This is a genomic window from Phycicoccus sp. DTK01 (assembly GCF_017312765.1).
GTDB classification, from domain to species: domain Bacteria; phylum Actinomycetota; class Actinomycetes; order Actinomycetales; family Dermatophilaceae; genus Phycicoccus; species Phycicoccus jejuensis.
This window is the reverse complement of record NZ_BOPU01000003.1, coordinates 145,311-158,848: the sequence shown is the minus strand read 5'-3', so window position 1 is coordinate 158,848 and position 13,538 is coordinate 145,311. Positions and strand designations below refer to the sequence as shown.

At 73.3% G+C, this 13,538-nt stretch carries 12 protein-coding genes; 3 read left to right on the top strand and 9 right to left on the bottom strand.

From position 1 onward, the window contains the following. Positions 1 to 678, bottom strand: a complete 678-nt coding sequence (gene mtrA / locus J3473_RS08220) for an MtrAB system response regulator MtrA (RefSeq protein WP_030527593.1) — start codon at positions 676 to 678, stop codon at positions 1 to 3. Between the two features lie 112 nt (positions 679 to 790). Between mtrA and J3473_RS08215 the strand changes: the two genes are divergently transcribed. Next, positions 791 to 2,389 carry a sensor histidine kinase gene (locus J3473_RS08215; RefSeq protein ID WP_030527594.1) on the top strand — a complete coding sequence of 533 codons (1,599 nt, stop codon included), beginning with the start codon at positions 791 to 793 and terminating at the stop codon, positions 2,387 to 2,389. A 19-nt stretch (positions 2,390 to 2,408) separates the two neighbouring features. Beyond that, entirely contained in the window at positions 2,409 to 3,065 is a 657-nt protein-coding gene (locus tag J3473_RS08210; RefSeq protein ID WP_207022693.1) for a response regulator transcription factor, read from the top strand. Between the two features lie 617 nt (positions 3,066 to 3,682). On the opposite strand, the gene J3473_RS08205 is transcribed toward J3473_RS08210, so the two are convergent. From J3473_RS08205 to J3473_RS08175, 7 genes are all read right to left on the bottom strand, one after another. Further along, positions 3,683 to 4,594 (bottom strand): type II secretion system F family protein, encoded by a 912-nt coding sequence (locus J3473_RS08205; protein ID WP_242525774.1) that lies wholly within the window; start codon positions 4,592 to 4,594, stop codon positions 3,683 to 3,685. 1 nt (position 4,595) lies between these two features. Further along, the gene (locus J3473_RS08200) at positions 4,596 to 6,614 is read right to left on the bottom strand and encodes a type II secretion system F family protein (protein ID WP_242525773.1); all 2,019 of its coding nucleotides are present in this window, start codon (positions 6,612 to 6,614) and stop codon (positions 4,596 to 4,598) included. Further along, on the bottom strand, positions 6,611 to 8,014 hold the full coding sequence (locus J3473_RS08195) for a CpaF family protein (RefSeq protein WP_030527598.1): 1,404 nt from the start codon (positions 8,012 to 8,014) through the stop codon (positions 6,611 to 6,613). The genes J3473_RS08200 and J3473_RS08195 overlap by 4 nt, the downstream gene beginning before the upstream one ends. After that, positions 8,011 to 9,189, bottom strand: a complete 1,179-nt coding sequence (locus tag J3473_RS08190) for an AAA family ATPase (RefSeq protein ID WP_207022692.1) — start codon at positions 9,187 to 9,189, stop codon at positions 8,011 to 8,013. Before J3473_RS08190 ends, J3473_RS08195 begins: the two co-directional genes overlap by 4 nt. Further along, positions 9,186 to 9,959, bottom strand: coding sequence for a Flp pilus assembly protein CpaB (locus tag J3473_RS08185; protein ID WP_030527600.1), 774 nt, complete (start codon positions 9,957 to 9,959; stop codon positions 9,186 to 9,188). Before J3473_RS08185 ends, J3473_RS08190 begins: the two co-directional genes overlap by 4 nt. A gap of 89 nt (positions 9,960 to 10,048) precedes the next feature. Then, a complete protein-coding gene (locus J3473_RS08180; RefSeq protein ID WP_207022691.1) occupies positions 10,049 to 10,249 on the bottom strand; it encodes a Flp family type IVb pilin in 201 nt (66 codons plus the stop codon). Between the two features lie 93 nt (positions 10,250 to 10,342). Beyond that, positions 10,343 to 10,522, bottom strand: coding sequence for a Flp family type IVb pilin (locus tag J3473_RS08175; protein WP_030527602.1), 180 nt, complete (start codon positions 10,520 to 10,522; stop codon positions 10,343 to 10,345). Between the two features lie 262 nt (positions 10,523 to 10,784). On the opposite strand from J3473_RS08175, the gene J3473_RS08170 reads away from it, so the two are divergent. Further along, positions 10,785 to 12,131: a hypothetical protein gene (locus J3473_RS08170; protein ID WP_207022690.1), complete on the top strand. Its 1,347-nt coding sequence runs from the start codon at positions 10,785 to 10,787 to the stop codon at positions 12,129 to 12,131. 1 nt (position 12,132) lies between these two features. Here the strand turns inward: J3473_RS08170 and J3473_RS08165 are convergent, their stop codons facing one another. Next, a complete protein-coding gene (locus J3473_RS08165) occupies positions 12,133 to 13,497 on the bottom strand; it encodes a hypothetical protein (RefSeq protein ID WP_207022689.1) in 1,365 nt (454 codons plus the stop codon). Between the last annotated feature and the right edge of the window lie 41 nt (positions 13,498 to 13,538).

The following is a 13,538-nucleotide window of genomic DNA, read 5'->3' as shown; positions in this document are numbered from 1 at the left end:
TCAGGCCCGGCCGGCCTTGTAGCCGACGCCGCGGACCGTCACGACGATCTCGGGGTGCTCGGGGTCGTGCTCGATCTTGCTGCGCAGACGCTGCACGTGGACGTTGACGAGCCGGGTGTCGCCGGCGTGGCGGTAGCCCCACACCTGCTCGAGGAGCACCTCACGGGTGAAGACCTGCCACGGCTTGCGCGCGAGCGCGACGAGCAGGTCGAACTCGAGCGGGGTGAGCCCGAGCGGCCGGCCGTCGCGCACGACGGTGTGGCCGGCGACGTCGATGACGAGGTCGCCGATCGTCAGGCGCTCGGGGGCCGGCTCGTCGCCCCGGCGCAGCCGGGCCTTGATGCGGGCGATCAGCTCCTGCGGCTTGAACGGCTTGACGACGTAGTCGTCGGCCCCCGACTCCAGGCCGAGCACGACGTCGACCGTGTCGGTCTTCGCGGTGAGCATGACGATCGGGACGCCGGACTCGCCGCGGATCTGCCGGCAGACCTCGAGACCGTCGGTGCCGGGGAGCATGACGTCGAGCAGGACGAGGTCGGGCCGGTACTGCCTGAACACCTCGAGGGCACCGCCGCCCTCGGCGACGTGCTCCACCTCGAGCCCCTCGGCGCGCAGGACGATGCCGAGCATCTCCGCGAGCGCCAGGTCGTCGTCGACGACGAGCACACGACCCTTCACCTGACGTCCCCGTCCTTCCCCGAGCGTTGACTCCGTCTCCATGATCACACAGGGCCCTGCGAGAACTCCGAATGACAGGAGGGATCGGCGTCGCGCCCGTACCCTGTGAACCGTGGTCCGCCTGTTCCGGCTGGCGCGCATCGACGCGTCCGCCACCATCCGCCTCGCGTTCGCGGTGCTCAGCATCTTCCTCGCCGTGCTGGCGGGGAAGATCGTCGAGCTCGCGCCGTGGCTCCTCGCGGTCCTCGCGCTCGACCTCGTCGTCACCGCGCTCGACCGCCTGCCCATCTCCCGGCAGGGCCTCCTCGACACCGTCGTCCTCACCCTCCTGTGCCTCTCGGCCGGTGCCGCGGGAGCGGGCTACGACGCTGCCGCGCAGTCGGGTTCGCTGCTCCTCCTCGTCCCGGCGTACCACGCGGGCACGCGCTTCGGACGGGTCGGCTACCTCGGCACCTGCGTCGTCGGCAGCGCGGTCTACCTGCTGACCTCGGTGGGCCACAACGACGACAAGGGCTTCCGCATCGGCCTCGTCGCCTGGGTCGCCGCGGCCCTCGTGCTCGGCGCGCTCGGCGCGTGGAACCAGCGCCTCGCCGTCGAGAACGACTCCGAGAGCGCGGACCCCGCGGCGCGCGAGGCCATCCAGCTCATCCAGCGCCTGCACGACCTCTCCGAGGAGATGGCGACCGGGCTCGACGCTCCGGCCGGCGCCACGCTCGCCCTCGACCTGCTCTCGGCCGAGGTCCCCTCCTCCCGCAGCGCCGTCCTCGTCGCCTCCGACTCCGAGCACCTCGTCCCGGTCGCGCTGCGCGGCTCGACCCGCGCGCCCTGGTACCTCGCGGACGCCCTCTCCGACCTCCTCGCCCAGAACCCGGCGAGCTGGCGCCCGACCCAGATCCCCTTCGCCGACGAGCTCGGCCAGCGCAGCGCGCTCGTCGTGCCGTTCGCGTACGGGGTCGGCCCCACCACCGTCGTCGTCGTCGAGCGTGGGGTCGACCACCCCTTCACGCACGAGGAGCGGCGCGCCGTCTCCGAGGTGACGCGCCGGCTCGCGCCGACCGTCCAGGCGGGCCTGCTCTTCGGCAACCTGCGGCAGTACGCGAGCCTCGAGGAGCGCAACCGGATCGCCCGCGACATCCACGACGGCATCGCGCAGGAGCTCGCGGCCCTCGGCTACGCGGTCGACGCCCTGCGGATGCAGGCCGGCCCGCCCGGCCAGGGGATGCGCGACCAGCTCGACGGCCTGCGCGAGCAGCTGAGCGACGCGATGGCCGACCTGCGCACCCACATCACCGACCTGCGCGTGGCCGAGCGGCCGGGCAGCGGCCTCGGCGCGGTGCTCGGCGCGGCGGTCCAGAGCTTCGGCAGCATGACCGGCGTCCGCACGACGGTCACGGTGAGCGAGGGGCGCCGGCGCCTCGACCCGCGCGTCGAGATGTTCGTCCACCGCCTCGTCATGGACGTCCTCGCCGACGCGCAGGCCTCCGGGGCCCGCAACGCGTGGGTCAGCCTGAGCACCTCGGTCGTCGGTCCGGCCGTCGTCGAGGTCTCCCACGACGGCGACCCGCGGCGGGCGCGACGCTCCTACCGCAACACCACGCTCGACGAGCTGACCGGGACACTCGTCGTGCGCAACGAGCCGAACGGCCGCACCACCGTTAACCTGACCGTCGAGGAGCCGTCGCCTGCGGGGACGCTCCATCCTGCGAGCTGAACCAACCGAGGGAGAGACCGTGACGATCAGCGTGGTGCTCGTCGACGACCACGCGGTGGTCCGCGAGGCCGTGGCGGGGATGCTCAACGCCCAGGACGAGGTGAGCGTCGTCGGACAGGCGGGCTCGCTCGCCGAGGGACGTGCGCTCTTCGACCGTCTGCTCCGCACCCCACCGCCCGGCCGCGTCGTCGCCGTCATCGACGTGACGATGCCCGACGGCAGCGGGCTCTCGCTCGTGCGCGCCGTCCGCGAGCGCTCGAAGGACATCGGGCTCGTCGTCCTCACGATGCTCAACGACGACTCGACGCTCCTCGAGGCGCTCGACGCGGGGGCCTCGGCGCTCGTGCGCAAGAGCGCCCCGGCCGACCAGGTCCTCTCGGCGGTGCGCCGGGCCGCGGACTTCCCGCTCGAGTTCTCGGCCAGCGGTCTCGCGGAGGCGATGCGACGCCAGCACGAGACGCCGCAGACGACGCTCACCGGCCGCGAGACCGAGGTGCTCAAGCTGCTCGTCGAGGGCGCGTCCGTGGCGCAGGTCGGGCGTCAGCTCTTCATGAGCCCCTCGACCGTCAAGACGCACATCGGCAAGATCTACGAGAAGCTCGGCGCCCACAACCGGGCGAGCGCGGTCATCGCGGCCGTGCGTCTCGGGCTCGTCGCCGACGTCGACCGTACCTGACGTCCGCGGCGGGAGGACGGCTCCCGCCCCGCCGGCTGCCGCGTCGTCACGGTGACGGCGCGGAACCTCCGCCCGGGCGGGGATGCATCCCCGTCAGCAGAGAACATCCGGGTCGTCACCGTGACGACCCGGATGCTCCGTGATGTCCCAGCGCCCCGCAGACGTCACCCACCACGGAAAGCCCGCACGTGCCGGGATCTCGCGCCCCGCACACGTCACCATCCACGAAAAGCCCGCACGTGCCGGGATCTCGCGCCCCGCACACGTCACCCACCACGAAAAGCCCGCACGTGCCGGGATCTGCGCCACGCACACGTCACCATCCACGAGAAGCCCGCACGTGCCGGGTCGTCGCGCCCCGCACACGTCACCATCCACGAAAAGCCCGCACGTGCCGGGATCTCGCGCCCCGCGCACGTCACCATCCACGAAAAGCCCGCACGTGAGGGCTCGTGCCGGCCGAGGAGCTCCGACCCCCGGCGTCGTCACGGTGACGGCGCGGAACCTCCGCCCGGGCGGGGATGCATCCCCGCCAGCACCGAGCATCCGCGTCGTCACCGTGACGGCGCGGATGCTCGGTGCTGGGGCGCGGGCGCACGCGGCCGGCCCGCCCGGGGTCAGAGGGCGCTGAAGGAGTCGATGATCGTGATGACGCCCGGCCCGATGATGACGATGAACAGCGCCGGGAAGATGCACAGCAGCAGCGGGAAGAGGATCTTCACCGTGACCTTCTGGGCCTGCTCCTCCGCGCGCTGACGGCGCACGACGCGCATCTCCTTCGTCTGCTCGCGCAGGACGGCGGCGATGGGCAGGCCGAGCCGGTCGGCCTGGACGAGCGTGCTGACGAAGTTCTTCATCTCGGGCGCCGTCGTGCGCTCGCCGAGCGACGAGAACGCCTCGCCGCGCGACTTGCCGATCTGCATCTCCGAGAGGACGCGGGCGAACTCGCCGGCGATCGGGCCGTGCACGGTCCGGGCCACCTGGAGGATGGCGGCGTCGAAGCCCTGGCCGGCCTCGACGCAGACGGTGAGCATGTCGAGCGAGTCGGCGAGCCCCTTGCGCAGGTCCTGCTGGCGCTTGAGCCCGGCGTTGTAGACGAGCAGGTCGGGCACGAAGAACGCGACCGCACCGGCGGCGAGGGCCGCGAGCAGCGACGTCAGCGACAGACCCATGAGGGCCAGGACGAGCACGACACCGAGGATGAGGCCGAGCCCCTTGGCGCCCATGACCCGCTCGACGGTCCACATCGACGGGTTGCCGGCGCGCTCGAGGTTGCGGGCGATGCGCCCGCCGGTGCCGGCCGGCGAGAGCCGGTCGGCGATGCCGCGCAGCCGGTCGAGGGCCGGGGCGAGCAGCCGTTCCTGCATCCCGAGCTCGTTGGTCGCGACCTCGCGGACCGTCGGCTTGTGCTGGAGCAGCTCGAGCGAGCGGGCGACGCCCGTCGTCGAGCCGGCGCCCATCCCCACCGCGAGGACGAGCAGGACGATGGCCACGGCGACGAGGCCGGCGGCGGTGAGCAGGACGATCACGTCACACCTCGATCTTCACGAGCTTGCGCATCCAGACGATGCCGAGCCCCATCGCCACGATCCCCGCGCCGAGCATCAGCCACCCGAGGGGCCGGGTCCAGAGCAGGCTGACGTAGGCGTGGTTGGCGACCGTGCTGTAGAGGAACAGGCCGATGGGCAGGGCGATGAGGGCGTAGGCCGAGAGGCGACCCTCGGCCGAGAGCGCCTTGACCTGGCGACGGAGCATCTCGCGCTCACGGAGGGTCGCGGCCGTCGTGCGGAGGGTCTCGGCGAGGTTGCCGCCGACCTCGCGCTGGATGCGGATGGCCATCGTCGTCCAGCGCATGTTCGGGCTGTCCATCCGCACGGCCATCTTGTCGAGCGCGTCGCTGACGTCGGAGCCGATGCGGGCCTCGGCGAGGGCCCGGCTGAACTCCTTGGCCGCGGGCTCGCCGGCGTCCTGCGCGACCGAGTCCAGCGCCTGGAGGAGGCTGAAGCCCGAGGCGAGCGAGGTCGCGACGAGCATCATGACGTCGGGCAGCAGCCCCTCGAACTTGCGCGCCCGCCGCTTGGCGAGGGTGCGCAGGAGGATCGGCGGCACGACGAGGCCCACGAGGGCGCCGAGCACACCGCCGAGCAGCGGGATCGAGCCGACGAGGAGGATGCCGCCGGCGATGCCGATGACGACGGCCACGAGGCGCAGCACGAGCCACTCCCCCGCACGCCACGGCAGGTCGGCGCGCACGAGCAGCTCCATCGTGCGGGTCGTCGAGTCGCGGCCCTCCATGAACGACTCGCCCATCGAGACGATGGACTCGCTGATGGCGGCGGCCGTGGGCGCCTGACGGGCCTGGGCCCGGGCCCGGCCGATGCCGTACCCCTCGATGGCCTCGATCCGCTCGGAGCGGCGGCTGCGGAAGACCGGCGCGGCGAACGCGACGGCGAGGCCGAAGACCCCGAGGAAGACGACGGCCACGGCGGGCACGAGGAAGGCCGGGGCGACCGCGGTGATCGTCGCGAGGGCCGCCGGGTCGGTCTGCACGACGGGGGCGACGACCGGGCCGTCGTCCTCCGGCGCCTCGACCGGCGCGACGTCGCCGAGGTCGAGCCGCGAGCTGTTGATGAAGCCGCGCCCGGAGGCGGTGCCGTCGATGGTCAGCAGCTGGTCCCCGCCGACGTCGGCCGGCTTGGTGATGGTGAGGACGACCTGCGAGTCGAGGGCGACCGCGGCCGCGTCGAAGGCGGAGGCGACGGCCGCACGGTCGGCGGCGTCGGCCACCGAACCGCCTCCGGCAGCGGCGAACTCGCGCAGCACCTGCACGTTCGCCTCGCCGGAGTTGAACGACACGACCTCGGCACGGACCTTGGCCCGCTCGAGGGCGCGCAGCGCCTTGCGCTGCTCGGAGGCCTCGGCGGCGTCACCGCCGTCGAGCCCGGCCACGGTGTCGCCGCCGTCGCTGAGCAGGAGGATGCTGCGCTCGCCGTCGGTCCCGAGGCCGCGGACGGCGTCCTGGACGGCCCGGTAGAGCGAGGTCTCCCCGCCCGAGCGCAGCGCGCCGACCGCGCGGCGCACCGCTCCGCGGTCGGTGGTCGGTGCGACGTCGATGCCGGAGGTGGACGCGAACGAGACCACACCGACCTTGACGTCGGAGGGCACGGCGGACAGGAAGCGGTCGACGCCGTCGCGGACGACCGCCATCCCGGCCGCGCCCATCGAGCCGCTCGTGTCGATGACGAGCATCGTCGAGCGGGCCTGCTTGGTCGGGGCGGACACGGCGACCGGGACGACGCGCGAGCCGAACGTGGCCGTGACGCTCTTCCAGTCGACGTCGACCTTGCTCCCCGGCCGCAGGACGAGGGTCGCGGTGACCTTGTCGCCCTTGACCCGGATGTCGCTGAGGGTGGACGGGATGCCGTCGGCCGCGTGCGCCCGCGGCGCGGCGAGCACCGGGACGAGGAGCGCGAGCAGCACGACGAGCGCCACGACCGCCACCGGCAGGACGGCCGTCCGGTGGCGAGGGGGCAGCAGGTGGGGGCTCACGTCAGCCGTGCCCCGTTGATGAAGAGCTGCGGTGACACCTCGATGCCGAGGTCGTGCAGCTCGGTGAGGAACTTCGGGCGCAGGCCCGTGGAGACGAGGGTCCCCCGGAAGCGGCCGTTCTCGTCCCGGCCCGCGGCCCAGTCGAAGGTGAAGATGTCCTGGAGCGTGACGACGTCGCCCTCCATCCCGACGACCTCGGTGATGGCGACGATGCGGCGCGAGCCGTCCTTGAGGCGGGACTGCTGGACGATGAGCTGCACCGCGCCGGCCACCTGCTCGCGGATGGCCCGGACCGGCAGGTCGACGCCGGCCATGAGCACCATCGTCTCGAGGCGGGCGAGGGAGTCGCGCGGGGTGTTGGCGTGGACGGTCGTGATCGAGCCGTCGTGGCCGGTGTTCATCGCCTGGAGCATGTCGAGCGCGGCGCCGTCGCGGACCTCGCCGACGACGATGCGGTCGGGGCGCATGCGGAGCGAGTTCTTCACGAGGTCGCGGATGGCGATCGCGCCCTTGCCCTCGATGTTCGCCGGGCGGGACTCCAGGCGCAGGACGTGGTCCTGGTGCAGCTGGAGCTCGGCGGCGTCCTCGATCGTCACGATCCGCTCGTCCTCGGGGATGAACGAGGAGATGACGTTGAGCGTCGTCGTCTTGCCGGAGCCGGTGCCGCCGGAGATGACGATGTTGCGCCGGCCCATGACGCAGGCCTTGAGGAAGTCGCGCACGCTCGGGGTGATCGTGCCGAACGCGATGAGGTCGGCGTCGGTGTACGGGTCCTGCGAGAACTTGCGGATCGTCAGCATCGCGCCGTCGAGGGCGATGGGCGAGATGACCGCGTTGACGCGCGAGCCGTCGGGCAGGCGCGCGTCGCAGAGGGGGCTCGCCTCGTCGACGCGGCGGCCGACGCGGCCGACGATCTTGTCGATGACCCGGCGCAGGTGCGCCTCGTTCGAGAAGTGGGTCTCGACCGAGTACAGCTTGCCGCTGCGCTCGACGTAGATGCTGTCCGGGCCGTTGACCATGATCTCGGAGATCTCGGGGTCGCGCAGCAGCGGCTCGAGCGGGCCGTGCCCGAGGATCTCGTCGGACACCTCCTGCGCGATGCGGGTGCGGTCCGCGTGCGAGAGCGGGGTCTGCTCGGCGTCGATCGTCTGCTGGAGCGTGGTGCGGACCTGCTGGGCCAGCTCGGCCTCGGGCAGGTGGGGGTCGTACAGGCGCGGGCCGAGGCTCTCGATGAGGGCCTGGTGGACCCGGCCCTTGACCTCGCCGAAGGGGTCGAGCACCCGGCGGCGGGGCACCGTCCCCGGGCGGGGGCCGGCACCGCCGGCGGTCGTCGGCTGCTGGGCCTGGGAGACCGCGGCCTGGGCGCGGCGGACGCTGTCGAGACGGTCGGCGAGGCTCATCGACGGCTCCTGAAGAGACCTCGGCGTGCGTGGGCGTCGACGGGCTCGACGTCCTCGCCCGCGGAGCGGGGGCGGATGTGGTGGTCGACGAGGTCGCGGATGGCGACGCTGACGGGCAGCTTGGGCTCGTCGAGGACGATCGGGACACCCCGGTTGACCGACGCGGGGACGGTCAGCGAGCTCGGGATGTTGACGGCGATCGCGGTCTTGATGGCGGACTCGACGTCCTCGGGGCGCAGGCCCACCTTGGCGTCGGCGCGGTTGAGGACGATGACGCGGGAGTCCTTCGGGCTGCCGATCATGTCGAGGGTGTCGATGGCGACGCGGAGGTTCTTGACCGCCGGGATGTCGAGCGTCGCGATGAGGACGAGGATGTCGGAGAGGTCGACCGAGGCGAGCACGTGCTCGGTGAAGCTCGGCGGGGTGTCGACGACGACGAAGTCGTAGGTGCGGCGGGCGACCTTGATCAGCTCGGCGACCGTCGAGACCGGGATGCGGTCGGCGTCGCCCGGGTCGTTCGGCGCGCAGATGACGTCGAGGCCGCTCGACTCGTGCGTCGTCACCAGGCTGCGCACGCCCTCGTCGTCGATCGTGCCGGCCATGGCGACGGCGTCGAACACCGAGCGGTCCGGCACGAGCTGGAGGCTGATCGCGACGTCGCCGAAGGAGAGGTCGAGGTCGATGAGGAGCGTCTTGTGCCCGAGCCGGGCCAGCTGGCAGGCCGTGTTCGTCGAGACGGTCGTCTTGCCGACCCCTCCCTTGGCCGAGAAGACCGTGATGATCTTGCCGTCCTTGGAGCTGCCGCCGCCGGCGTGCCCGACGAGCCGGGAGGTGAGCTCACGGCTGCGGCGCAGGGCGTCGGCGAGGCCGGTGTGGTCGTCGGCGCCGACCACCTCGCGGATGCCGGAGCGCAGCGCCTGCGAGAGGGTCGTCACGTCGATGCGCGAGCGCAGGAGGATGACGCCGACCTCGGGGCGGTCGAGGCGGGCGCCCTCGGCGAGGGTGCAGGCGTCGTCGAGCGGGACGTCGGCCCCGATGACGACCTGGTCGACCAGCGGGTCGTCGTGCAGCGTGCGGGCCACGACGATCGAGGAGTCGAGGGCCGTCGTGTCCGGTCCGAGGGCGAAGCGGTAGCGCTCCACCGCGGTGGGGTCGGTGTCCCAGAGGATGTTCACCGGGCCACGACCTTCGTGATGTTGAGGTCGTCCGCCTCGAGGGTCGGGCTGATCTTCAGCTCCGATCCGCGCAGGGCGGCGTAGAGGGTGCTGCCGTTGATCGCGTGGACGAGGCGCACGGCGTCCTCCGGGGTCACCTGCAGCGTCACGAGGAAGCTCGCGCTCTGGGCGGCGGCCTCGCCGTCGGTCGTCTGCGCGGGGGTGAGCGAGGCGTCGCCCATCGCGATGACCTTGACGTTGTCGAGGAGGACCGAGGTCTTCTGGATGCCGGTCGTGGCCGCGGCGGCGTCGCCGCCGCTCGAGGCGCCCTTCTCCGCGTAGGTCATGAAGACCGTCAGGTAGGAGCCGGGGGTGACGAAGTTGCCGACCCGCGCCGGGTCCTGGAGCTGCACCGACACGGCGAGCTTGCCCGGGTCGATCTGCAGCTTCTTCTCGCCGACCGGGGTGTCGCCGAACGCGGCCCCGAGCACGTACTGCCCGGGCTGCACGTCGGTGAGGGCGACGAGGTCGCTGTTGTTCTCGTCGACCTTCTCGAGCGCGCCGAGCGGCTTGGCCCGGGCGGCGACGTCGGTCTGGACCAGCTGTCCGAGGCGGACCGCGTCCTTGAGCGAGGTGCCGGCCGGGATCACCGTGTTGGACACGTAGACCTTGGTCGGGCTGGCGGCGGCCACGGCGCGGGCGTCCGCCCCACGGGCGTACACGAGGACGAGGACGGCACCGACGAGCGCGATCACGGCGGCCGTGAGGATGGCGAGGATACGACGACCCATGGGGATGGTGTCCTTACAGAGGTGAGTTCAGGAGCGTGTGCCGACCCGCCGCGGTGGGCGGGTGTCGTGCGGTCGGTCCGGTGTCGCCGTCAGAAGCTCGTGGCGGCGGTCTGGAAGATGGAGCTGAGGTTGCGTCCGAGGACGGTCACCGCCGCGACGATGACGATGGCCACGAAGCCGATCATCAGGGCGTACTCCACGGCGGTGGCGCCTCGCTCGCCTCGGGCGACGGGCGTCCGGGCGAGGAGGGTGGCCGATCGGGCGAGGGTCCGGCGGAGGAGCGTGGTCATCACGTCACCTGCTTTCGTCCGATGTGGGTCGGGGCGCCGGCCGCGTCGGTGCTCCGACGGCGACCGACGCCCCGACGTGTCGTCCTGGTTCGCTCAGACGCTGTTGGCGACCGAGTTGAACATCGACTTGAGGTTCGTGCCGAGCAGCGCGACGGCGACGATGATGACGACCGCGATGAGGGCGACCATGAGGCCGTACTCCACGGCGGTCGCACCCTTCTCGGAGCGGAGGTCGTTGAACTTCATCTGGAGCTTGACGAGGGCCTTGGTCATGACGGGTGTTGCCTTTCGGTACGAAGGGGTGCTGTCGAGCAGTCACCACGCTGTCAGGTCCGGCCCCGGAGCGGCATGGACCGATGGGCCCGAACACCGCCCCCCGTACGGTGCAGCCGGGTCAACCGTTCGGCCGATCGCTCACCGGGACCGCGCGCCGGCCGTGACATGCTCGTCCACGACCACCCACCGCCACGAGGCCAGCGAGATGTCCACGACTCCCGAGCAGGATCGCGAAACCCGAAGTGCCAGAACGCCTCTGGTGATCGCTTGGGGTGTCTGTGCGGTGCTCGCGGGTCTCCTCCTGCGGCTGCGCACGGCTCCGGACGTCGACCTGTGGCTGCACCTGCGCATCGGGCGGTCGCTGCGCGACGGCGAGTGGTTCGGCACGCTCCCCGACCCCCTCTCGGCCCTCGCGGACCGTCCGTACGTGCCGACCCAGTGGCTCGCGCAGGTCGGGATGAGCGTCGTCGACGACGTCGCCGGCGTCACCGGGCTCCACGCCGTCCGGGCGCTCCTGCTCGTCGCCCTCGCGGCGCTGCTCGCCGCGACCGCGCGCCGGTGGGCCGGCCCGCTCGCCGCGGTGGTGGTCGCGACCGCGGCGCTCGTCGCGACGTCGGCGGCGTGGGGAGAGCGGCCGCAGCTGCTCGGCCTCGTCCTCGCCGCGTGGTCGCTGCACCTGTGGGCCGGGACGCTCGTCGACGGGCGCCCACGGTGGTCGCTGCTCGCCGTCGCCTGGCTGTGGTCCGCGGTGCACGGGTCGTGGCCGCTCGGCGTCGGGTTCGGGGTGCTCGTGCTGCTCGCGCTCGCGCTCGCGCTCGCGCCCCGCCCCGCCCCGGTCCAATGGGGCCGGCTCGTGGTCCTGCTGGCCGGCACCGCCCTCGTCCCCGTGCTGGGGCCCCTCGGCCCCCGGGCGCTCGTCGAGCCGTTCGCGGTCGGGATGGCGGCCCGCTCCACGGTCAACGAGTGGAAGCCGCCGGCCCCGGGCAACCCGCTCCTCCTGCTCGTCCTGCTGCTGGCCCTCGTCGTGCTCGTGCGCCTGGTGCGCGCGCGGCGGCTCGACCTCCCGTCGCTCCTCCTCGCCGGCGCCGGCGTCGTCCTCGCGGCCTCCTCGGTCCGCACCATCGCGGTCGGCGCGCTCCTCGTGGCACCCGCCCTGGCCCGCACCCTCCGCGCCGGGGCCGCTCCGGCACGGCGGGAGCGGCTGCCCGGGCTCGTCGTGGCGGGGGTCTTCCTGCTCGTCCCCGGCGTGGTGCTCGGGGGGCCGGAGGCCGGGCCGCTGCCGCGGACCGTCGGCGCGGCGGTCGAGCGGCTGCCGGCCGGGACGCCGACGGTCGTCGACGCCTACGCCTCCGGCTGGGTGCTGTGGGCCCACCCGCAGGTCCGGGTGCTGCGCGACCTGCGCGCCGAGGTCTACTCCCCCGCGACCGCCGCCGCCTACGAGACGTTCTCGGCGACCGGCCCCGGCTGGGAGGCCTACGCCGACGAGCACGGCGTCGACGCCGTCCTCACCCGGGTCGGGGAGCCCCTCGACCGGGGGCTGTCCGGTGCCGCCGGCTGGTCACGGGCCGCGGGCGAGGGCGAGTGGGTGCTCTGGCGGCGCGGGTGACTCAGCCGTCGCGCTCGAGGACGGCGTAGCCACCGACCTCGCGCACGACCCGCCAGCCCGCGGCGACCACGGGCGCCGTCGCGTCCTGCTCGACGACGACGACCCCGATGTCGGCTCCGGCGGGCACGGTGCCGTCGTGGAGGAAGTCGAGGAGGTCGCTCTGCACGTCGCGCGGGAACGCGTCGATCGGGTTGGCGGCCCAGACCCGGACGCCCTCGCGGGCCAGCGTCTCGGCGAACGGCTCGACGGCCAGCACCGGACGCCCGGCGGCGGCCTCGCGCACGGCGCCGACGGCCGACTGCCCGGGGGCGCCCACCGACGTGCCACGGCCGGCGAGCACGACCCCCGAGACGCCGGCGGCCGCGGCGAGGGCCACCACGGGCACGAGGGACGGACGGCCTGCGGACGACCCCCGCCCGGTGGCCACGCACGGACGCATCGCGGCGGCGGCGAGGAAGAGCAGCAGCCACACGCCGTTGCGGGCCGCCGACGCCGTGCCGACCGCCAGCCCCGCCGTGGCGACCCACTCCCACACCGACATCCGTGCCCGGGCCGCGAGTGCGAGGAGGAGCGCGGCGGCCACGAGCATCGCCACGTCGAGCGGGTGCCCGAGGTTCGGGCGGGCCCAGAGGTCCGTCCCGCGGGCTGCGGCCTCGTTCGCCAGGGCCTGGACGTAGTAGGCGGGCGTCCCGAGCCCGGCGGAGGTGAGCAGGAGGGCCAGCGCGGAGCCCGCACCGACCCCGACGCGGCGCCTCCACGGCCCGCCGCCCGGTGACAGGACGAGGAACACCCCGAGGACCGCGAGCCCCACGAGCACCGCGCCGTGGAGGTTGCCCCAGAGCACGAACAGCGGCACGAGCCACCAGAGGCCGCGGTCCGGGTGCTCGTGCTGCCGGCGCATCAGCGCGACCGCGAGCGCGAACGGCACGAGCGAGAGCGACGGCAGGCGGGTCACCGCGAAGGCGGCCGCCGCACCGACCACGACGAGGGTCGCGACGAGCGCGCCCCGCACCTCGGACCCGCCGGCGCGCCGGCCGTCGGCGAGGACGACGAGCAGCGTGACGGCGACGAGCACCAGCTGGAGCCCGGCGAGGGCCGGCGTGCCCAGACCGGCGACGACCGACAGCAGCAGCTCCGCGAGGACGATCGGGTTGTGCCACCCCTCCTGCGGCGCGGACGCGAAGGGGATCCCGTCGGGCACGGAGCCGGTCGCCCGCACCGTGTCGCCGAGCGCGACGACCCACAGCAGGTCGGACCCGAGCAGGACGAAGAACGAGAGGGCCACGACCCACGCGGCGACGGCGAGCGAGGCGACCGGGACACCACGACGGGGCCGGACCGCCGGGGTGGGATCGGCCTGCGACATGACGGGATTCCTCGAGCTGCCGGGGTCGGAGCGGGGGCTCG